At 47.8% G+C, this 21,478-nt stretch carries 21 protein-coding genes and 1 tRNA gene; 7 read left to right on the forward strand and 15 right to left on the reverse strand.

What is annotated here, in order from left to right; genetic code table 11:
* Positions 1-162 precede the first annotated feature (162 nt).
* Positions 163-239 (forward strand) — tRNA-Arg (locus ISALK_RS09385).
* A gap of 5 nt (positions 240-244) precedes the next feature.
* On the forward strand, positions 245-493 hold the full coding sequence (locus ISALK_RS09390) for a DUF6485 family protein (protein WP_201756882.1): 249 nt from the start codon (positions 245-247) through the stop codon (positions 491-493).
* 218 nt (positions 494-711) lie between these two features.
* Here the strand turns inward: ISALK_RS09390 and ISALK_RS09395 are convergent, their stop codons facing one another.
* The 3 genes from ISALK_RS09395 to ISALK_RS09405 form a co-directional block, all read right to left on the reverse strand.
* Positions 712-1,980, reverse strand: a complete 1,269-nt coding sequence (locus ISALK_RS09395; RefSeq protein ID WP_160721573.1) for an MFS transporter — start codon at positions 1,978-1,980, stop codon at positions 712-714.
* A gap of 286 nt (positions 1,981-2,266) precedes the next feature.
* Positions 2,267-2,515, reverse strand: a complete 249-nt coding sequence (locus tag ISALK_RS09400) for a GlsB/YeaQ/YmgE family stress response membrane protein (protein WP_160721575.1) — start codon at positions 2,513-2,515, stop codon at positions 2,267-2,269.
* Between the two features lie 149 nt (positions 2,516-2,664).
* On the reverse strand, positions 2,665-4,815 hold the full coding sequence (locus ISALK_RS09405) for a methyl-accepting chemotaxis protein (RefSeq protein WP_160721577.1): 2,151 nt from the start codon (positions 4,813-4,815) through the stop codon (positions 2,665-2,667).
* A gap of 215 nt (positions 4,816-5,030) precedes the next feature.
* On the opposite strand from ISALK_RS09405, the gene pepF reads away from it, so the two are divergent.
* Positions 5,031-6,812, forward strand: coding sequence for an oligoendopeptidase F (pepF, locus tag ISALK_RS09410; RefSeq protein WP_160721579.1), 1,782 nt, complete (start codon positions 5,031-5,033; stop codon positions 6,810-6,812).
* A gap of 662 nt (positions 6,813-7,474) precedes the next feature.
* Here the strand turns inward: pepF and ISALK_RS09415 are convergent.
* Positions 7,475-8,089: a histidine phosphatase family protein gene (locus tag ISALK_RS09415; protein ID WP_160721581.1), complete on the reverse strand. Its 615-nt coding sequence runs from the start codon at positions 8,087-8,089 to the stop codon at positions 7,475-7,477.
* 159 nt (positions 8,090-8,248) lie between these two features.
* On the opposite strand from ISALK_RS09415, the gene ISALK_RS09420 reads away from it, so the two are divergent.
* Together ISALK_RS09420 and ISALK_RS09425 are read left to right on the forward strand one after the other, a co-directional pair.
* Positions 8,249-8,635 (forward strand): DUF302 domain-containing protein, encoded by a 387-nt coding sequence (locus ISALK_RS09420; protein WP_160721583.1) that lies wholly within the window; start codon positions 8,249-8,251, stop codon positions 8,633-8,635.
* A 195-nt stretch (positions 8,636-8,830) separates the two neighbouring features.
* A complete protein-coding gene (locus ISALK_RS09425; protein ID WP_160721585.1) occupies positions 8,831-10,063 on the forward strand; it encodes an aminopeptidase in 1,233 nt (410 codons plus the stop codon).
* Between the two features lie 83 nt (positions 10,064-10,146).
* On the opposite strand, the gene ISALK_RS09430 is transcribed toward ISALK_RS09425, so the two are convergent.
* A complete protein-coding gene (locus ISALK_RS09430) occupies positions 10,147-11,049 on the reverse strand; it encodes a DMT family transporter (protein ID WP_160721587.1) in 903 nt (300 codons plus the stop codon).
* A 137-nt stretch (positions 11,050-11,186) separates the two neighbouring features.
* Here ISALK_RS09430 and ISALK_RS09435 point away from each other — a divergent pair, with 137 nt between their 5' ends.
* On the forward strand, positions 11,187-11,903 hold the full coding sequence (locus tag ISALK_RS09435) for an AzlC family ABC transporter permease (protein ID WP_160721589.1): 717 nt from the start codon (positions 11,187-11,189) through the stop codon (positions 11,901-11,903).
* Positions 11,896-12,201, forward strand: coding sequence for an AzlD domain-containing protein (locus ISALK_RS09440; protein WP_160721593.1), 306 nt, complete (start codon positions 11,896-11,898; stop codon positions 12,199-12,201). Before ISALK_RS09435 ends, ISALK_RS09440 begins: the two co-directional genes overlap by 8 nt.
* A gap of 170 nt (positions 12,202-12,371) precedes the next feature.
* Here ISALK_RS09440 and ISALK_RS09445 read toward each other — a convergent pair whose 3' ends face one another.
* From ISALK_RS09445 to greA, 10 genes are all read right to left on the reverse strand, one after another.
* The gene (locus tag ISALK_RS09445) at positions 12,372-13,430 is read right to left on the reverse strand and encodes an HD-GYP domain-containing protein (RefSeq protein WP_160721597.1); all 1,059 of its coding nucleotides are present in this window, start codon (positions 13,428-13,430) and stop codon (positions 12,372-12,374) included.
* A 113-nt stretch (positions 13,431-13,543) separates the two neighbouring features.
* The gene (locus tag ISALK_RS09450; protein ID WP_160721601.1) at positions 13,544-14,200 is read right to left on the reverse strand and encodes a cation efflux transmembrane domain-containing protein; all 657 of its coding nucleotides are present in this window, start codon (positions 14,198-14,200) and stop codon (positions 13,544-13,546) included.
* A 25-nt stretch (positions 14,201-14,225) separates the two neighbouring features.
* Positions 14,226-14,954, reverse strand: coding sequence for a diacylglycerol/polyprenol kinase family protein (locus tag ISALK_RS09455; protein ID WP_160721605.1), 729 nt, complete (start codon positions 14,952-14,954; stop codon positions 14,226-14,228).
* 14 nt (positions 14,955-14,968) lie between these two features.
* Positions 14,969-15,724: an undecaprenyl phosphate translocase family protein gene (locus tag ISALK_RS09460; protein WP_160721608.1), complete on the reverse strand. Its 756-nt coding sequence runs from the start codon at positions 15,722-15,724 to the stop codon at positions 14,969-14,971.
* Between the two features lie 2 nt (positions 15,725-15,726).
* Positions 15,727-16,065, reverse strand: a complete 339-nt coding sequence (locus ISALK_RS09465) for a hypothetical protein (protein WP_160721612.1) — start codon at positions 16,063-16,065, stop codon at positions 15,727-15,729.
* 1 nt (position 16,066) lies between these two features.
* Positions 16,067-16,696 carry a nucleotidyltransferase family protein gene (locus ISALK_RS09470; RefSeq protein ID WP_160721616.1) on the reverse strand — a complete coding sequence of 210 codons (630 nt, stop codon included), beginning with the start codon at positions 16,694-16,696 and terminating at the stop codon, positions 16,067-16,069.
* Between the two features lie 52 nt (positions 16,697-16,748).
* Entirely contained in the window at positions 16,749-17,525 is a 777-nt protein-coding gene (yqeC, locus tag ISALK_RS09475; protein WP_160721619.1) for a selenium cofactor biosynthesis protein YqeC, read from the reverse strand.
* 230 nt (positions 17,526-17,755) lie between these two features.
* Positions 17,756-19,024 (reverse strand): putative glycoside hydrolase, encoded by a 1,269-nt coding sequence (locus ISALK_RS09480; RefSeq protein WP_160721622.1) that lies wholly within the window; start codon positions 19,022-19,024, stop codon positions 17,756-17,758.
* Between the two features lie 157 nt (positions 19,025-19,181).
* A complete protein-coding gene (gene lysS / locus ISALK_RS09485; RefSeq protein WP_160721625.1) occupies positions 19,182-20,657 on the reverse strand; it encodes a lysine--tRNA ligase in 1,476 nt (491 codons plus the stop codon).
* Positions 20,658-20,698: 41 nt separating this feature from the next.
* A complete protein-coding gene (greA, locus tag ISALK_RS09490) occupies positions 20,699-21,187 on the reverse strand; it encodes a transcription elongation factor GreA (protein ID WP_371723810.1) in 489 nt (162 codons plus the stop codon).
* Positions 21,188-21,478 lie beyond the last annotated feature (291 nt).

Consider the following 21,478-nt stretch of genomic DNA (forward strand, 5'->3'; position numbering starts at 1 on the left):
CTCGTTTTGGACTGTTCTATTATACCATTTTTTCTATCATTCTAAAGGATTTTTCCCAAAAAACCTTGGGATTCCTTGAACTTTTTCCCCTTTGCCCCTTAGAGCCTTCGGGCCTCCCTTGACAAAAATCCGGTTTTCGACTATTCTACTGTTATGGTCCCTGCACCTGTAGCTCAGTTGGATAGAGCAACGGTTTCCTAAACCGCAGGCCGGAGGTTCAAGTCCTCTCAGGTGCGCCACTTTTATGATTACGAATAAGAAAGGATCCCCTATGAAACCCGCCAACGACTTTTGTACCTGCGAAGATTTCAGCTGCAAACTGCATCCGGTAAATCACACCAGGGGCTGCGACCCCTGCATCGAGAAAAACCTTAAGGCCGGAGAAATTCCCAGCTGCTTTTTCCGATCCCTAAACCCGGATCTTTCCGAGGTGAAGGATTTTACAACCGAGGATTTCGTGGCCTTCTACTTGAAACAACAGAATAAGACCTAAAAAAGCCTTCGGCTCTGCCGTGGCTTTTTTTTTGGGGGGGAATTTTTGTACCAGGGGGTCGGACCCTGTGGTACACTTTTTGCTTTTTGTACCGCAGGGTCCGACCCCCTGGTACACTTTTTGCTTTTTGTACCGCAGGGTCCGACCCCCTGGTACACTTTTTGCTTTTTGTACCGCAGGGTCCGACCCCCTGGTACACTTTTTGCTTTTCCCGACGGTTAGGCCGGTTCTGGTTTTGCGACGGCGGGCGCCGCTTTGCGCTTATCAATATGGCGGAACATTAAGTAATAATACACCGCCGAGGTGGCGTACAGGCCCCCGGCAAGGTAGAAGATCAAGTCGTAACCGTAGTTGTCGATGATGATTCCGCTTAAACGGCCGCACACCGTCCAGCCCAGTTGAAACACCATATGATTCAGACTGTTGGTAATGCCCTTTAAGTTCTCCGGCACCTCCTCCAGCATGACCGCCGAGGTGATGGGATTGCTGGCATTCATAATGGCCTGGCGGATTAAAAAGGCAAAGATCGCCAGGGAAAGGATCCGAGTATCCCCCAGGATCAGCATAAAGGGCACCGACAGAATCTGGAGATAGAACACGGTTTTTACCCGACCGAAGCGCCCACTCAGGTAGGGTCCCAGCAAAATGGCAATCACGGTGCTGGCCTGGCCCAGGGACATGATCAGTCCGATGGTGGAGGTGGGCAGCTGAAACTGATTTTCAAAATATAGATTGGAAAAGGGAACAAACAGCCCGGCCCCGAAGCCCACCAGGGCGTTGGCAAAGATGAATTTTAAAATGATGGCGCTGTTTTTAATGTTTTTCAGGCTCTTCCACAGCTTTTCCCTCCCCTTTTCAATCACCTTCTCCGGCTCTTTGATTTTCAGCAGGGGGATTAAGGCAAAGAGACTCAGCAACGTGGATAGGATCAAAGTCATCCGCTGGGCGTCGGCAACGTTCATCCCCGACAGCCCCTGAAGGATATCCGGGGTGACGCCTCCGATGATATTTCCCAGCATGGAGGAAAAGATCATCAAGGCAAAATTGATGCTGAATACCTTCATCCGAATGGCCTTAGAGGAGTTCTCGATGAGAAAGGGGGCGTTGGCCACCATGAAAAAGGAGTTCAGGCCCCCCAGTAAAAAGCTTAAGAGCACCAAGGTGTTGCTGCTTAAAATAATCGCCCGAAGGATCTGCAAAATATCGGCGAAAACGATGCCGATGATCATGGTTTTTTTCCGCCCTATTTTATCGCTTAAAAAACCGATGGGCACCAGGAAAATGGCACTGGCCAAGGCGGTCATGGAAATCAGCTCTCCCATGAAGCTGGCATTGAAGCCCACTTCCTGAAGATATAAGTTATACAGGGTCATAAACATGCCCTTGGCGATGTTGTTCAACAAAATCACCGCGAAGATCAGCCGGATATTCCGGGGAAAACTTTTAAAGTCCTTCAGCTTTTCACTTGCAAGATGGTTCACCTTCATAAGCGTCCCTCGATTTCTTTCAATGTATTTTATACCAGCGTGGTTGTTATGTATGGATTAATTGCAATAGGATATATGGGTTGATCACCATCGTATTTTAACGGCATTCTATTAATCAAGGCTATTTTTTTACCCCTAATATTTCGAATGCCTAAATAACCTTCTTTATCTTACCCGATCTTCCCCCCTCCGTCAATCCTATTCATCAAAAAAACCACTTCGTTTTCAAAAAATTCAAAGTGGTTTTTCATTCCTTCTTATTACGCTTTACGCTGTTTTCAGATTTTCACTTTTGCAGGGCGTTGATCACACTGAGGAGAATGACCGCCCCCACCACGGCCACAAACAGACTCCATAGGTTAAAACCGGTGACCCCGGTTCCACCAATAGCGCTAAACACCAAGCCTCCGATGGATGCGCCGACGATGCCGATGACCACATTCATGCCACAGCCCATCCGCCGTTTATCCCCGGCAATGCCGTTGGCAATCCACCCGGCCAGAGCGCCAAAAATGATCCACGCTAGTATTCCCATATGCTCACTCCTTTTTTTATCCGGATCGTTGAATCCTGGGTCGGGAAAAATTCCCTTACCCTTTATATACCATGGTTTTAATCGATTAAACGCTAAAAAAGATAGGACCCCCCTATCTTTTCAGGATCCTATCTTTAACGCCCCTTTTCTTATACTTTAAATTCTCCTACCACTTCCATTAAGTCATAGGATAAATTCGTCAGCTGTTCCGAAGCGCTTTGAATCTCTTCCATGGAGGCGGTTTGCTCCTCCGTGGCGGCGGAGGCTTCCTCGGTGCTGGCGGCGTTTTCCTCGGCAATGGATGCCAGTTGATTGATCACATCCACGATCTCATCCTTCTTGCCCAGCATAACCTCCACATAGGATTCCACCCCGTGGGTTTCCTCCTTGGTGTTGTCAATGGCATTGGACAGGTCATTAAAAATCCCCTTCGTGGCATTCACGGCCTCTCCCTGGTCCGAAATGGTCCCTTCCAGATTCTTCATATCCCGAACCGCCACATTGGATTTTTCTTTTAATACTTTAACGATGTCTTCGATCTCCTTCGTGGAGTTTGAGGCCTGATCTGCTAATTTCCGAATTTCCTCGGCTACCACCGCAAAGCCTCTTCCCGCTTCCCCGGCCCTGGCGGATTCAATCGCCGCATTAAGGGCGAGAAGCCCGGTTTGTTCCGAGATAGAGTGGATAACGATACTGGCCTTGTTGATCTTTTCCGTATTGGCATCGGTTTCCTGAATGATTTTCGAAACCTCCGATGTCACTTGATTAATGGTTTCCGTTTTATCGAATAAGTCATCCACCACCTTCACGCCCTGTTCCCGTAAACGATCCGCGTTTTCCGTGGATTTCTTAAGCCCTTCCGTCCTGGTTGAGACGTCTTCAATGGTTGCAGCCATTTCACTTGCCTTTTCCGTCCCCTCCGTGGTGTTTTGGGCTTGATTATCCGCAGTTTCAGCAATTTCCTGAATGGTTTTGGATAAATCTTCCGAAGCCCCGGAGGATTGCTTGGCGGTTTCCATTAAAATCTCCGAGGACTGGGTTGCCTTTCCGGAAGCTTCCTTCACCGAGGAAATCAGTGTTTTTAGACTCCTTGTCATTTGTGCAAAGGACCGGGACAACTCCCCGACTTCATCCTTTCCCTTACTTCCGTTAAACTCCAGGGTAAGATCCCCTTTCGCCACTCGTTCCGCCTCTTCCTGCAATTCCTTAAGAGGTTTGGATATGCCTCGGGAAAGCACCACGGTCACAATAACCGCAATCCCCAGAGCGATTCCTAAGAAAACGATCAATTGTCTTCGCTCGCTGGCAATGACCTCTTCCGCCTCCCGGATAATTGTCTGGGTATCCTCTTGGATGTGTTCCCTTACAATGGCGAAAGATTCTCCAATATAGCGAATTCTGCTTTCCACATTTCTCAGTCTACGTTCATTAAATTGTTCCCCATCGGTTCCCATGTTGGGAATGATGCTCTCATAAAGAACGGATTCCATACTCTCCTTCATGATGGTGATTCGTTCCAGTTCCTCAATGATTTCCGGGTCTTCAATCCCCCGAGAAACCCTTTCAAATAATTCGTCAAAGCGCTCTGCAGCGGCTTCGTAATTCGGCAGGCTTTCCGTTCGCCCAAGATTAACATATTCGTAAATATATGCGTACTGTCGCCAAAGTTCGGCATCCATTTGTGCCACATCATTATAGGTTTCGGCGGCGACATTGGAATCATAGATCGCCTCTTCCAAATCATTAAAGGCCATCCAGGTTTGTACCGACACCACGCCAAAAATGATGATCACCAGTAAAAATCCTATAGCGATTTTGTTGCCGATTCGGAGATTGAAGCCTCCGCCCCCCTCTTTTTTCTTCAGCATTTTGGGCATCTTGGGGAGGTTGGGCATTTTCAGTGCTTTCCCCTTCTCCGACTTTTCCTCTTTTTCTCCGGCAGCCCCGCTGTTCTCTACCCTGTCCCGGGGTTCCTCTGTATAACTTCTCTCGTCCCCGGTAGCGGCTGTTGTTTCGTCCCCTATTTCCCTATGTTCTTCATTCGTCCCTTCATATGTACCATACCCGCTTACCGGCGCTTCTTCCGCCGTCTCCCGGTCCTCTTCGCGGCCGTCCTTTCCGCTTGCCGGCGCTTCTTCCGCCGTCTCCCGGTCCTCTTCGCGGCCGTCCTTTCCGCTTGCCGGCGCTCCTTCTTCCGGTGCCTCCCGGTCTTCTTCATAGGCGTCCTCTCCGCTTACCGCCTCCGTGTCCTCCCGGGGGTCTTCCCGCTGCTCTTTTTCTTCACCGAATGTCTCCTTCATCGATGCTTCGCCTCCCTAGTTGTTTTTTAAATCCCTTCGACGCAAACTTCAAGATAATTTTATCATAGCCTCGGGGAGAATGCATCTTTATTTTCAAAATTTTCATTGTAAAGTGGCAAAACCAATATTTTCATAAAAGTTCTAAAATTGTGGCAAGGATTCTTTATACATGATAAAATTACCATACGTTTAAATTAATTATAAGGAGTGAGCCTATGAAACGCGAAAGTATTGATCAGAAATATCTTTGGGACCTTACGGATTTATTTGTTTCCGACGAGGCCTGGGAAACCGCTTTAACAGAGCTGAAGGAAGCATCCAAAGCCTTCCAGCTTTACAAGGGACGATTGCTGGAAAGCAGGGAAACCCTTCGTTCCGCCCTGGAAACCTATGAAAACCTCAGCCGAAAACTGATGAACCTGGTCACCTACGCCCGGTTAAAGATGGATGAGAATACCAAGGAAAGCAAATATCAGGGGATGGTCTCCCGATCGGAAAAACTGGCAACGGAAATCCAAAAAGAAAACGCCTTTTTTATCCCCGAGCTTCTGGAAGGGGACGAAAAGACCATTGAAGCCTTATTGAACCATGAGGATCTTTCCCATTACAAAAAATACTTCTCCGACCTTCTCCGTAAAAAGCCCCACATTCTCTCGGAGGAGATGGAGTCTGTCCTGGCCCGGGTGGGAGAACTGGGGGATGCCCCCAGCAACGCCTACGGAATGCTTTTAAATGCGGATATGACCTTTGAAGAGGCGGTGGACGCCCAAGGGGAGGGCCATGCCTTAACCAACGGATCCTACGTACCCCTGTTGATGTCCAAGGACCGCAGCCTTCGTAAGGATGCCTTTGAAAAATACTATAAGGTTTACGAGGGACATATCAACACCCTTTCCAGCCTGTTGCAAAGTGAAGTCAACAAAAACATTTTCTTCAGTAAAATGAGGAATTTCTCCTCCGCCCGGGAGGCGGCTCTGTTTGAAAACAACATTCCCGTAACCGTTCCCGACCGCCTTATTGAAGCGGTCAACAACAATCTGGAGAGTTTCTATAAATACATGGAGCTTCGAAAAAAAGTCCTGGGCCTGGATGAGCTTCATCTCTATGATATTTATACCCCCATTGTATCCGGTGTGGACTTTCCCATCACCTACGACGAAGCCGGCACCATGGTTACCGATGCCCTGGCTCCCTTAGGGAAAGAGTACCAGGAGGGGATCCGCTCCGCCTTTTCCCAGCGATGGATTGATGTTTATGAAACCGAAGGGAAACGCTCCGGCGCCTACTCCGCAGGTACCTATGACTCCCGCCCCTATGTGCTGTTGAATCATAAAGATGACATGAACTCCATGTTTACCTTAGCCCATGAGCTGGGACATTCCATGCACAGCTATTTAACCCGGCAAAATCAACCTTATGTTTACGGAAACTATTCCATTTTCGTGGCGGAAGTGGCCTCCACCACCAATGAAGCCCTGTTGAATGACTATTTATTAAAAACCGTGGAGGACAAGGAAAAGCGAAAGTATATCCTAAACCACTATCTGGAACAGTTCCGGGGCACCATCTTCCGACAGACCATGTTCGCGGAATTTGAGCGGGATATCCATCAGCGGGTGGAGCAGGGGGGCGCCCTGACCAATGAATTTTTATGTGATCATTACCTGAAGCTGAACAAAAAATATTTCGGTCCCGATGTGGTTATTGATGACCAGATCAAATACGAGTGGTCTAGAATCCCCCATATGTACTACAATTTCTATGTATACCAGTATGCCACCGGCTTTTCCGCAGCCATTGCTCTGTCGGATCAGATCCTGAAGGAAGGAAAACCCGCCGTGGATCGTTTCCTGGAGTTTTTATCCAGCGGATCCAGCGACTATCCCATCGATATCCTTAGAAAGGCCGGTGCGGATATGGAGACCAAAGACCCGGTATCCAATGCCATGAAGGTCTTTAAAGAGGGTGTGGAAGAGTTGGAGAAATTAATGAGTTAATTCTTATCCCTATGTTTTGAGTATATTTTCAACAATGAAAAATAACAGAATCCCAAAGGGTTCTGTTATTTTTTTATGATATTTGACTACAAACTTATCCCATTGCATAGCCTTGAAGATGGTATCCTGAACTAATTATCTGTTCCATTGTAATGAATACTCCCACCACTTAATTTCTACGAAATTTGAAGTGGGGGTTTCCGGGGTATCGACTCAAAGCATGACGATTAACCACCGGTGGAGTTGACACGTTGGTGTGCGAAAGACACCCAACCCCGCTATCCCATTGGACAAGCCTTTAGGAGTACTTATACCTTACGGTCAATGCAATCGGTTTTAATAAACAAGTCGTGTTTGAAAATGCTTCATCAAAAGCTTTTTCGAAGGTTTTTCTAAGAATATTGGCGGCCCCGTTAACATCGGCGTTCATGAGGGTTCCGTCTTTTGAGCGGTAAAGTCCTCGTTTTAATCGTTTTCCCGAAAAATGTACCGTAGTTGCATCACGATTTTCCAGATACGGCGACTCCGCTTATTTTTCTCAGCCAAGACCGCATTAAGTTGTTCCAGCCTTTGTGCTATGAGATTTTTATCTTTAGAGGGTTCAACGACCTCACCAACCCTCCACAGTTTCCACCGGGAAGGCGGGTCCTTGAGGATCAATTTCATTCATCCTGTAGATGACTGATATCCCCCTCTAGGATGAACTCTTTTTCATCCCCCTTGATCTCCAAAATCGTAAGATTGGTTCCGTACATAAAGGGAGGATTCCAAAATTCCTTTAAGGGAAGGTTTTTCACCAAGGCATAGATGCACTTGATCACCACCGCATGGGCCACCAATAAGGAGACCTCCCCTTCTTCCCCCCGCTCTATAATCTCCTTCAGTCCCCGCTCCACCCGTTGGAAGAGTTCTTCAAAACTTTCCCCCTCCACCGGTTGATATTTTTCCGGAGCATCCCAGAAGTCACGATACCGCTGGCCATAGGCCCTTTCGATTTCCTCTACGGTTCTCCCCTCCCAGGCTCCGAAGTTCATTTCCATCAATTGGGGAACTTTTTCGATGGGCAGTTTCCGGTCCCCCCTGATGATTTCCGCCGTCCTTACGGCTCTTCCCAGGGGAGAGGAATAGATTTTGTCAAACTTCACCGATGCCAGGCGCTGTTGCAGTTTTTCCGCATCGGCCATCCCCTTGGATGTCAGGGAAGAATTTTGGCTGCCCTGCATCCGCCGCTCTTGGTTCCACTTCGTTTCTCCGTGTCGGGTGATGTGAATTTTCATTAATGCATTGCCTCCTTCTGGGGTGGATTTTTTACGCCTTCTTTTCCCTACCTTCAGGGAAAGCAGAGGGTTTTCTTTAAGTTTTACCTTTCCTGTTATCTTCACAATCCTTCGGGTATATATATACTCGGTACCTATAAATCAAAGGAGTGTTGAAGAATGGATATGAACTATGAAGTTGCAACGGATAAATCCTTCACGGAAGCCATCCAGTCCATAAAGGACAGTCTCGCCGATCATGATTTCGGGGTGCTCAGTGAATTGAATTTCCAGGATACCCTTCGATCCAAAGGAGTGGATTTTGATCAGGAATTCCACTTACTCGAAGTGTGCAACCCTGAAAAAGCGAAACAAGTACTGGATCAACATTTGGAAATGGCTTTTTTCCTGCCTTGCAAAGTGGGGGTTTATACAAAATCCGGTCAAACCTATATCGGGATGCCCCTGCCCATGAAGCTGATGGGCATGCTTGGCAATCCGGCCCTGCTGGAAATCGCCCAAGAAGTTGAGGACGTTTTGGTTGCCGCCATTCATGAAGCACAGTAATATTTAAGGCTCCCCCGGGAGCCTTTTTTTATTATCTCAAACCTTTTTTTATTATCTCAAACTATGGGGATAAAAGAAAGTCTTCCCCGGTGAAATCCTCGAAGTTTTCTAAATCGATGGAAAAATCTTTTTATATGTAGTAAAATGTTTTTATATGCGTTTTAAGACGCTTAAAGATCTTAAAGGAGGCAAACTATGAAAAATAATTTGGAGAAATACGCGGAACTGCTGGTGCGAACCGGCATCAACATCCAAGAGGACCAGATTTTAGTCATCAACAGCCCCATCGAATGTGCGGACTTCGCCAGACTGGCCAGTGTAAAGGCCTACGAATCCGGAGCCCGGGATGTGGTGATTCGATGGATTGACGAAAAGTCCACGAAAATTCGCTTTGATATGGCCAAGGACGAAGTATTCGATGAGTTCCCGGAATGGGTGAAGGTTATGCTGGAGGGATACGCCAAAAAAGGCGCGGCCTTTTTAAGTATTGCCGCCTCGGATCCGGAACTGATGAAGGACGTGGACCCGAAAAGAATGAGCCGCCAGCAAAAAGTGATGAGTCAAGGCCTGGAGTATTACCGTACCCGAATGATGACGAACCAGAACGTATGGTGCGTGGCCTCCATTCCCACAGCGGCCTGGGCTAAAAAAGTATTTCCCGAGGTTTCCGAAGAGGTCGCCTTGGATAAGCTCTGGGAGGCGATTTATAAAGCGGTGCGGGTGGACCAACCGGATCCCGTTGCTGCTTGGGAAGAGCACCAACAAAATCTGAATCAGCGGTTGGATTTCTTAAACAACCATCATTTTAAGGCCCTCCGCTACGAAAATGCAGCGGGTACCGATGTGACCTTAGAGCTTCCTGAAGATCACCGATGGGTGGGGGGCGGAGACCAAGGCCCCCACGGCAAAGTCTTCTTTGCCAACATGCCCACGGAGGAGGTATTTACCCTGCCCAAGGCCGACGGCGTGGACGGCACCGTTGTGAGCTCCATGCCCCTGAATTACAACGGCAATTTAATCGAAGACTTCCGCTTCACCTTCGCCAAGGGAAAAGTAGTGGACTTTGATGCCCGCAAAGGAAAGGAAGTGCTCCGGGAGCTCCTGGATACCGATGAAGGCGCCAAACACTTAGGGGAAATCGCCTTGGTTCCCTATGATTCTCCCATCTCCAACCAACAAATCCTGTTTTATAATACCCTGTTTGATGAAAACGCCTCCTGCCACTTTGCCCTGGGAAAAGCCTACCCCAGTTGTATTAAGGGCGGAGATGACCTGTCCAAGGAAGACTTGAAGGCGAAAGGGGCCAACGATTCCCTGACCCATGTGGACTTTATGATCGGCACCGAGGATCTGAAGATTTTCGGCATCACGGAAAAAGGGGAAGAGGTTCCCGTATTTGACCAGGGGAATTTTGTAAGCTTTTCCTAGCGTAAATTTTTGATTTTACAACCTTTGGATTTTGCAACCTTTTCCTCCGGCTCCTACAATAAAAAAACCACGGCCCCTTGTCTTCAGGACAGGGCGGCGGTGGTTTTTTTTCTTTGAAAGCTGTCTTTGATAAAAATATACAGGCCCAAAAGGATAATCCCGGCACTGATGAGCTGGGCTTGGCTGGGAACCTCCCGGAGGATTAAAAACCCCAGCATCGTGGCTCCGATAGGCTCTCCCAACAGTGCCACGGATACTTTATTGGCCTCCACGTATTTTAAGGCCCAGTTAAAGACGGTATGGCCACCGATGGTGGAAAATACCGCAAGACCGATAAATATCAAATAATCATTTCCCGAATAGCCGGTTAAGGGGGTCTGCCCTAGGAGATTGGCCGCCAGCAGGGTAACACTACAGCTTCCATAGGCGAGGTATACATAGTCCAGATTGCCCACGGTTTTTCGAAGTCCCCGACCCAGCAGCACATATACGGAAGCAAAGGCCCCTCCCAGTACCGCCAGTAGATCCCCGTAAAAATGCCCGCCACCGCCGATGAAGTCGGAAAGTCCGATAAAGGCACTGCCCAAAATGGCAATTCCCATACCCACAATTTGCCCCCGGCGGAGGCGTTCCTTATAAAAGAAGTATCCCAGGGTGGCGGTAAATAAGGGCTGCAGGCTTACCAGCACCGTAGAGGAAGCAATGGTGGTGTGTTTTAGGGATTCGATCCATGCGGCAAAATGGAGGGCCAGAAAAAATCCGCTAAGGAGGGCCAGGGCAATGCCCCGCCTTCCAATGATTTTTAGGGGAAGGCCGCCTTTTTTTATCACCAGAGGGGTGAACAGTAAAAAGGTGAACACCATTCGATACATGGCAATGACCGTTGAGGGGGCCTCCGTGGAGCGGATCAGAACCGCGGAGACGGAGACACCCAGTATGCCAAGACCCATAATTAAGTAAACTTTTCCCAGTGCTTTGTCTTCCATTTCCTTCCCCTCCTTCTTTCCCTGCTCCGGGATTTTCATCCCGAAAATGTTCCCGGATTTGTTTGCTTTCCAAAGGCTTTTGGTATACACTGTTACAGAAATAATTGCTTATGAAAACTATGTAAAGGACGTTTGCTATGAAGAGACCATTATTTTTACAAGGATTACAACAGGGCATTCCCATTGCTCTGGGCTACCTTCCCATTGCCATCGCCTTTGGCCTTTTGACCGCCTCCGAAGGCCTTCCCTACCTTACGGGTATCATGATGTCCCTAACCGTATTTGCCGGGGCCAGCCAGTTTGTGGCGGTGAATTTGATGTCCCTGGGGGCTGCGGCGGGAGAGATCATCCTGACCACTTTTATTTTAAATTTTCGACATTTTTTAATGAGCGCATCCCTTTCCCAGCGCCTGGAGGAGAGTACCCCTAAGCTTTTTCGAAGTATTTTATCCTTCGGGATCACCGATGAAACCTTTTCCCTGGCCTCGGTGATCGATCTTGATGAAAATAAGAAGCTTTCCTTTTCCTTTTTGCTCGGGCCCATGGTGATCTCCTTTACCGCCTGGAACGCCGGCACCTGGGTGGGCTTGTTTATGGGCAACATCCTGCCGGAAATGTTACAAAACAGTATGGGCATTGCCCTTTATGTAATGTTTATCGGTTTGCTGGTACCCTCCATGAAAGGTTCCCTGCCCATCGTGGTGGTGGCGCTGAGCGCAATGCTTACCCACAGTGCCATAACCTTTATTCCCTGGGTCCCCGGTTTTTCCACGGGATGGAATATTATTCTTTCCACTATGGTGGGGGCCTTCCTGGGCACCATTCTGTTTCCGAAGGAGGATCTTTATGAATAATACCCTGTTAATCGTCCTCGGCATGGCGATTGTAACCTACATCCCTCGAATGCTTCCCATGGTCCTGTTGCAAAAGCTTCGCCTTCAGCCTTATATCAAGCGCTTTTTAAGCTTTATTCCCTTTGCCGCTTTGGGAGCCCTGATTTTTCCGGAAATTCTTTTTTCCACGGAGAGCCTGCCCTCCTCCTTGGTCGGCGGCCTCCTGGCTGTGGTTGTGGCCCTTTATTCTAAAAATCTGATCCTGATCGTCCTCAGCGGAATTCTCGGAAGCTTTCTCTATCAATTATTATTTTTGTAGCCCTATTTTACCTAGCGCTTTTGGGTGTAGCACTATTTTGCCCCCAACATCTTCCGCCCCCCTATTTACTATAGGGGGTTTTTTGCGACATGATTCCGAGCACAGGCATGATAATCCGAGCACAGGCATGATAATCCGAGCACAGGCATGATTATCCGAGCCCGGCCTACTTAAAGGGTATTTATGATCACCCGGTTCTTCTCCCGTAGCAGATCAATTTTCTCCCCCTTATCCTTTCCCCGAATAACCTTCACCACCGGCCTTGAAAAGAAGCTGGAATGCACCTCCACTACCGCCGCAACATTTCCGTCACTCAGCTCCACTAAGGTGTTTACGGGGTAAGGGTTCACGTTTCGAATAAAAATCCGGGTAAGTTCCGGGTCAAACACCGACCCGCCCCCACCCATAATGTATTCCAGGGCTTCGGCTACGGGCATTGCTTTCTTGTAATGGCGATCAGAAATAATGGAATCATACTTATTGGCCACGGCGATGATTCTTCCGTAAAGATGAATTTCTGTTCCTTTTTTGCCGGCGGGATACCCGGAACCGTCATACTGTTCATGATGATCCAAAATCCCCATTCTTGTGGTGGCTTCCACATTTAACTTATCCCGTAAAAACTCAAATCCCTTTTTCGGGTGTTCCTTTATTTGCTCAAATTCCTCCGGGGTTAAGGGGCCTTCTTTTTTCATGATCTCCGTAGGCATAAACAGCAATCCGATGTCATGGAGCAGTGCCCCCAGGGCCACTTTCCCCACTTCCGTTTTGTTCAGTCCCAAACCAACGGCCAGGATCACACTGTGAATCATCACATTTACCGAGTGCTGATAGAGTCCCCGGTTGATGTTTTTCATATCCACCAATTCCACGACGACTTCTTTTTGATTAAAGAGCTCGTCCACCACGGTGGACACTTCCGCTCGTAAAATGCTCATATTGGCTTCTGCCCGCTTCGGGTCTTCTCCTTCGATGGCTTTTGTGAATTTGCGAAGATCATTGATGGCCTTTTGCCGGATCTCCGGTCTTATTACATCCTCCAGTTCGTATTCCATAGTGTCTTCCCATATATATACACTGGCGTACCCGGATTCTTGCAGCTTTTTGATGATGAAAGGGGAGATATACACCCCTTTTCGAAGCAGGATGTCTCCTTTTTCCGTATACAACGTTTGTCCTAAAATTTGCCCGGGATGCAGTTCCTTGATCGCTTTAATTCTCATAGTCATGCGACAATTCCTTGTCTTCCTCCTTTATCTTTCATGATAATCCTTTACAGGCTTCTTCCAAAGATTCATTTTACCATAGGGAATCCGAAATGGAAATGCTCCTCACAAAGGAATTATTCCGACAATCCCCGAATATTCTTTTTGATCTTATTAAGCCAGATACTGTAACTGGAGTACAACAGGAAAAAAGACATAATAATCGAACCCACAGGATCAAAATAAAGGGACAGGGGGTAGGCTTCAAAAATTCTGCTGGAGGACAGGATGATGATCAGGGTCACATCCATCAGGGCCTTGGCTCTGTATAGCTTCCACTGGGCATAAAAGATGGAAGAGGCTTCTTTTTTTGCCAAGGCTCGATTCTTCCACCAAAAACTTCCGTTCACCAGAATTCCCAGAATGCCGATGATCATCGCCGCCCAAATTTCCCCCAGGGGCTGGGGATCCTGTAACTGCCTAAGGGCATTTAAAAAAATTACGAAAAAGGAGATGGCCATAACCCCCATTACTCCCCGGGCGGCATAGCCTTCCAGCTTTTTTGTGTCAATTTCCTTAACGCCCTCTTCACTTTTAAGAATTTTTTTATAGATCAGCCAGTTTGAAAAGAGCACCATTAACTCCAGGGTCCTTCGAAAGAAATCCGCTAAGACCGAAACCGAACCGGATTGGTAAAAAGCAAATCCTGTTACTAAGGGAGCGCTGGCACTGATCATCCATGCAGCACGTAAGGTTCGTTCTTTTTCTTTTTTCAACCCTTGATATTTACTCATTTGGCTCCCTCAATTTCCTAAGATTTTAATAAAATACCAATACTCCGTTAATAACGGCGTAAGCTAACAAAGTAATGCCGATGGGAATTGTCACCGTATCCAGTCCCCTTTTAGACATTAATTCAATAACCCCTCCCGCAAGCCCTAATAAGAGGGCGATCCCGATACTCACCCCTAAGGGAAAGGCGTAAAAAATCAGTAAAATAACCAGGTTTGCCAAAGTCGTGGAAAGCACAAAGGCTTGAAACCCCTCCCGAGTTTTATCCCGATCAAAGTGCTTATACTGAAATTTTTTTCTGCCGTAAAATCGTCCCACAAGGGCGGCCAAAGCATCGCCGAAACACCAGGTCATCGTTCCGAACAGGATGAAATGTTTATGATCCTCTCCTCCTATGCCCCAAAAAGTGATGATCAAAAAGGAATAGACCAGCACCACATAGAGGATCTGTTCCCGGATTTTAGCATCTTCTTTTCTCCGTTCCTTGCGAAACCTTTTCATAAAATCGGTATCTTCAATCATAAACACGATCCCATAGGCCACGATGAAAAAAACCACTACGGTTCCCAATGCGCTTTTCCAGCCGGGAAATACATAAAGCAGGATTACCATGGAGGCAATGCCGAAGATATGATATACCTTCCTGATAATTTCCGGATGGATACGGAGCAGCCTTCCAATCACCCCTGTGGATAGACCGAAGACAAGAAAATACCCTATAAAAATTCCAATGGCAACTTCCACTCGTTCCGTCATAGTGTCCTTCCTTTCTAGGCGGCGGTTTTTCGGTCTCCATAGAACCAAACCAGACCGAAGCCTACCACAAATAGAATTGCAACGCCGATTGTAAACTGAAAGGGAATGATGGCTCGGGCAGAGCCGGCAATCAACCCTGAAAAGGTGTAGGCGATGACTTTCCGATTTTTCATATACAGCTTTTCCAGTCCCCGGGCTAAAACAAAGATTCCCAGCAGGCCGCTGGCCCCCATAATGGATAACTGGAAGAACTGGAAGTTTCCTAAGTAAAACAGGGCGTCATCATAAATCCCCGCAAGAATCATGACCCCGCTGCCGGGCAGTCCGGGGATAATCATGGTAGCACTGGCCAGGGCCCCTCCGATGATCAACCGTAAATAGGAGGCGGACTCCCCGGGATCCACCAGCTCGATGGGCTCTCCCGCCATCAGGTATCCGAGGATAAAGCCCCCCATCAGCAAGGCGATGAACTTGGGATTTTTGGTGCCCTGCCCCTTTAAAATCGGCCGGATGGAAGCCAGCAGGCAACCCAGCAAAAAGGCTACACTGAGATCCCGGAACTGATCAAATACATAGCTCAGCAGCAATCCTCCGATAAATACCCCCAGGGTTAATCCCAACAATAGGGGGATATAGGGTTTCAGGTTTAATCGGGCCAAATCCCGGATGATTTTTTCGTATAAACCGAGCACCAGAAAAACCGTGCCGCCGCTCATCCCGGGAAGCACAATGATAATGCCGATAAGAATACCTTTTCCTAATAATTCCATGGTCATCCGCCCTGTCTTTCTTTTTTGTTCAGCAGGTGTGAAATTCCCTCCAGCACGGCTCCGGAGATGGTTCTTCCCTTGTCGGAAATCACGGGAATGATTCCCTTTTTGCATAACTCCAGCACCTCTTTGGGGTTTTCCTTTGCCGCCTTTTTCCCCACAACCCCTTCAATCACCACTTCCCCTTGGTAAAGGGCCTCGGAAAAGGATCCCTTCCGGCGGATACTCAAGGGCCGTTCCCGCTCTGTAATAATGACGGGAAAGCCGGACTGTACCAGTCGATGGGCCACGGCGCTTCCCAGATCCCCTCCGCTTTTAATGATCACAATTTCCGAGAACATACTACCCTCGCCTCTCTGCATCAATTTCGCAAATCTTTTCGTAATCTTCGATGGTATCCATATCTTCCCCGACCTTCGGATCCTCGATGGGCAGGAAAATGGTTTGGTCCTGATTTTCATCAATGATACTGCGGCCCCCTTTATCTCCGGAAACCCCCAGTAAATCCAAACGGTATTTCCCCGGAAATAGAATGGGCATCCCCCGATTTCCCTGATAGGTGGGCACCACGATGTGCTCCGGCTGTTCCATGAAGGTATCCACAATGCGGTCGATGACCTCCGGCTTCAGAAAGGGCTGGTCCGCCACAAAAAACATATAGCCCCGGGACTTTGGATGGCTTTCGTACATCCCGGTTTTCACGGATTCGCTCTGTCCTTTTTCGGGATGGGGATTGTATACCGGTTTTATCTCCCGGGGAGAGGCTTCCCCTTCCTCTTTTTCCCCCTCGTATTCCCTGATTACTTCCAGAACAGCGGGGTCACTGTATACCACAATCAACTTTTCCAGCTTGGACGCTTCAATAATTTTTAAGGTTCGTTTGATCAGCGGGGTATTATCAATACACATCAGCAGTTTATTAACTCCCATTCTACGGGATAAGCCTGCAGCCATTACGATACCGGTAACCATATACTTCCTCCTTTACACCGTGGCACCTGCTTTTCCACGGTTGTTCATATTATTAAACCTTCTTCTTGTTTTCATAGTCATACAATTCCTCTTCCTTTAGGCTCGTTACCATAAAAGGGATAGAAAGACTCTTCCCCAGGGCCCGGGCCCCTTTTCGGATTTTCAAATCCTCGCATTGATTCAACAGCAATAGGGGTTTTGCTCCGGGAGGGATGCCTTTAAAGAGCCCTTTTTCATGAACAATCAGTCGCCGTAAGACCTGCTCATCGATCCGGTCCCCCGGTTTGGTGCCGGTGATTTCCGTAAAGTTTTCCAATCGGTGGACATTCCCTTCATGGACGGGCTTTCCCAGGGACTGCATGCCGATGACCCCGATGAACACCGTGGTCTCTTTCGGAACCACCGGTTCCCCCTCCCTCGGCGCTTTCAGATTCTTACCCTTTGCCCCGTCCGCCTCCACCAAAATCCAGGAAAAGGCTGCCTGCCGCCATAGATCATCCACCGCTTCCGGCTCCACCCCCTGGAGCTTTCCCTGGGAGTCGGTTCGGCTTCCCCACACCACAATTTCCCCGACCTGTTCCGGGGAATCCCCTGTCCCCGAGGCGTCCAGCAGGCTCTTTGTATCTCCGGTGTGGCATAGATCGTAGTCTTTTTCCCCCGGCTGATAAATCGCCGTGGTGGTTGTGATCAATACCCTTTTTCCCAGGGCCTTTAACTCTTTTGCCAGGGCAAACATGGTGCCGGTTTTCCCTCCGGCCCCCACAATGGTTACCAATCCCTTGGAACCTTTAGGTTTTAAGGGGTCTATCAGTGCTTTTGATATGAGCATTTTTCTCCTCCTACAGTTGCGCCCGCCTTGGATTTTGTCAAGAGGGGTACTACCTAAAAAAATTATATGTATTTCGAATATTATACCATATTTCCCCGGTACCTGCCTTGTGAAATCCCGACAAAATCCCGACAAAAGGAAAAAGTGTACCAGGGGGTCGGACCCTGTGGTACAAAAAAAATGTACCACAAGGTCCGACCCCCTGGTACACTTTTTGGTTCATGCTTTATTTAATTGCCTTCGTCCTCCTCGGTAAAATCCTCCACGTCCACGGCCTCTAAGGCTTCCCACGTGTAGTTGTTGCCCGAGTTCCACAACACCCACTCTTCCACACCCGCATCATAGCTGGCCTCAATTTGAAGCAGGACCTCTTCCGGACCATAAGTCATCCAGTTCCCGGCACCGAGGTATGTGGCGGTAAAATCCTGCAACCAGGGCCGCAGTCTTGCCACCTGACCGTCATAATTCATATCCGCAATCCGTTCCTGGGCCCGTTCCATAGACTGGTATACCATTTCATAGGGATGCAGGTCCGGCTTTGAAAAACCGAAAATCCCGGGTCCGTAATGGGAGGGATACACCATAGGCAGGATCACATCCGTGGCGGGCACGATGGTCTCTAAATGGTGGCCCACACTGGCGCCGCCGGTCTCCACCAGGGCCCAGCCGAAAATATCCGCCGTGACAAACACCCCGTAGGGCTTTAATTCTTCCCGTGCATACTCTAAAAATGCGGCAATGGCCTCGGATTGGCTCATTTCCTCATCTTTTCCCTCATAATCAATTTCACTGGTTCGTCCGTCAGTGGGAAAACGGACATAGTCAAACTGGATATCCTTATAGCCGTGCATCGCCGCTTCTTTGGCGATATCCACTAAATAGTCCCAGGACTCCTTCTTATAGGGATTCAACCAGGCATCTCCCTTATTGTCTCGCCATACGTTTCCGTTAACGTCTTTGATGGCTAAATCCTCCCGGGCGGTGGCCGCAATACGGTCCTTGAAAGCTACAATCCGGCCGATGGGATAGATATCATTTTCCCGCAGTTCATTCATTACATGGTCCATATCCCGAATGATGCTCATATCCGCTCCCACCTCTTGCACTAAGGGAACCTCGGAGTTGTAAACCACATTGGCGTTATCATTCTTAATATTGATTACCCAGGCATTGATGATGGAATTGTTGGTTTTTTCAATCAGACTTTGAAAGTACTCTTCCCCTCGGGACAGGGTATATTCCGTGAAGTAGACCCCTCGAACGTCCCGGTCCACCCGGTAGGGTTCCCAACTTACATCCGGTTGCTTGGCCGTTTCACCATCAAAACGGGATACTTCCCCGGGATCCATATCCTCCCAAGAATCCACCTCCACTTCCACTTCCGTTTCTTCCACCGTAAAGGCCTCCTCCTCCCCTTCACAGCCGATCATTCCAAAGCTTAGAACCATCCCTGCAATAAGCAATACTTTAACCCCTAAGCTCAATTGTCCTTTTCCCAATATGCTTCCCCCTTTTTCCGTTAACAACAGTCTACTGATAGTCCTATTTATTATACCACAAGGTTTGAAATTTCCTCAATGATTTTTAAATTTGATTCAAATTTCCCACGTGGCCTCCTCCCACCCGGTTAAAATAAAAAAGACCCCGAAGGGTCCTTTATTCAATGGGTTTCATCGTGGGAAACAAAATGACGTCCCGGATGGAGGGGGAATTCGTCAGAAGCATGACCAGACGATCGATTCCAATACCCAGTCCTCCCGTTGGGGGAAGGCCTACCTCCAGGGCATTTAAAAAGTCTTCGTCCAGCATATGGGCTTCATCGTCTCCGGAATCCCGTTTGGCCGCCTGCTCTTCAAAACGCTCCCGCTGATCGATGGGGTCGTTCAACTCGGAAAAGGCATTGGCGATTTCCCAGCCGTTGGCAAAGGCTTCAAAGCGGTTGGTCAGCTCCGGATTCTCCGGGTTACGCTTGGCCAGGGGAGAAACTTCCACCGGATGGTTGGTAATAAAGGTGGGTTGAATCAAATGCTCCTCCACATATTCTTCGAAAACTTCGTTGATGATGTGTCCTTTTTTCATGCCTTTTTTCACTTCGATATGAAGCTTCTTCGCTGCTTCATGGGCTTCTTCATCGGTTTTGATTTCATTGAAATCCACTCCCGCATATTGTTTACAGGCGTCCACCATGGAAATTCTCGGCCAGGGCGGGGTAAAGTCGATTTCCTGATCACCGTACTGAACCTTTGTGGTGCCCAGGGCTTTTTTCGCGGCATAGGCGATGATGTTTTCCGTGATCTCCATCATATCATTATAATCCGCATAGGCTTCATAGAGTTCAATGGTGGTAAACTCAGGATTGTGCTTAATGCTCATCCCTTCGTTTCTAAACAGTCGACCGATTTCATACACCCGGTCCATTCCTCCTACGGTCAGCCTTTTAAGAGGCAGTTCCGTGGCGATCCGAAGATACATATCCATATCCAGGGTATTATGGTGGGTGACGAAGGGCTTGGCATTGGCCCCTCCGGCGATGGTGCTGAGAATCGGGGTTTCCACTTCGATATAATCCCGTTCATTTAAGTATTCTCTGAAGGCATTAATAATATTGGAACGGATTTTGAACGTTTTCTTCACATCGGGATTCATAATCATATCCACATAACGCTGACGATACCGTAGATCCTGGTCCTTCAGACCATGGTATTTTTCCGGAAGCACCTGCAGGGATTTACTGAGTAATCGAATCTTATCCGCTTTAATGGTCTCTTCACCCTTTTTGGTTTTGAACACTTCCCCGGTGATTTCCACAATGTCGCCGATATCAAAGGTTTTGAAGATCTCATAGAGCTCTTCCCCTACCCGGTCCTGTCGTACATAGGCCTGGATTCTTCCGTCCTTATCCTGGATGTGAATAAAGCTTGCCTTTCCATGCCCCCGCTTGGCCATGATTCTTCCCGCAATGGTAACTACGTCCCCTTCCAGCTTTTCAAATTCCTCAATGATCTGGCCGCTGTAATGGGTCACGGTTACTTTTTCGATTTTGAAAGGATCCATCCCTCGTTCCTTCAGATCCTTCAATTTCTCATGGCGGATTTTTATCAGTTCATTAACATCTTGTTCTTCTATTGTCACGAAAACATCACCTTTCTTTCACTGCTCTTATAATCCCGGTACTATTCTTGGGATCTTTCAATATCTACAATCTCATATCGGCTGACTCCGTCGGGAATTTTCACTTCCACCACATCACCGACTTGCTGATTTAGCAGGGCTTTCCCGATGGGGGAAGCATTGGAGATTTTCAGTTCATAGGGATCCGCTTCCGAGGCTCCCACAATGGTATACTCCAGAATCTCGCCGTCGTCTAAATCCTTTACCTTTGCTACGGTGCCCACGCTAACATAATCGGTGTTAATATCATTTTCGTCGACGATTTTCGCATTCTTTAAAATATTGGATAGCTTGCTGATCCGCTCTTCCACTTGAGCCTGCTCGTTTTTCGCTTCATCATACTCGGAGTTCTCACTGATGTCTCCAAAATCGATGGCCTGTTTAATTCTCTCCGCCACCTCTTTCCGACGGACCACCTTTAATTGCTCCAATTCCTCTTCAATCTTTTTTCTCCCCTTGACGGTAAGCACTATTTCCTCTGTCATCATAATCTCTCCCCTTAAGTTTAATTAACTTATTGCAATGACTTCTTTTTTTCTATTAGAAATAAGCACTGATTCACTCAGTGCTCTGACAAAGATGCGTCATACATTGAAGCTATTATAAGATAGGCCGGTTAAATTGTCAAGCATTTCCCACAATTTATGCAAAATATTATGATCCATATATGATAATGTCTTAATATATCACAAGTGACTATGTCCCAAATACTATTAAATCTATTATAATAGAACCTCAGGACTAAGAAATGAGGTGGACATAATCAGAAAGGTAATATTAAC

The organism is Isachenkonia alkalipeptolytica (genome assembly GCF_009910325.1).
Taxonomy (GTDB): Bacteria; Bacillota; Clostridia; order Peptostreptococcales; family T1SED10-28; genus Isachenkonia; species Isachenkonia alkalipeptolytica.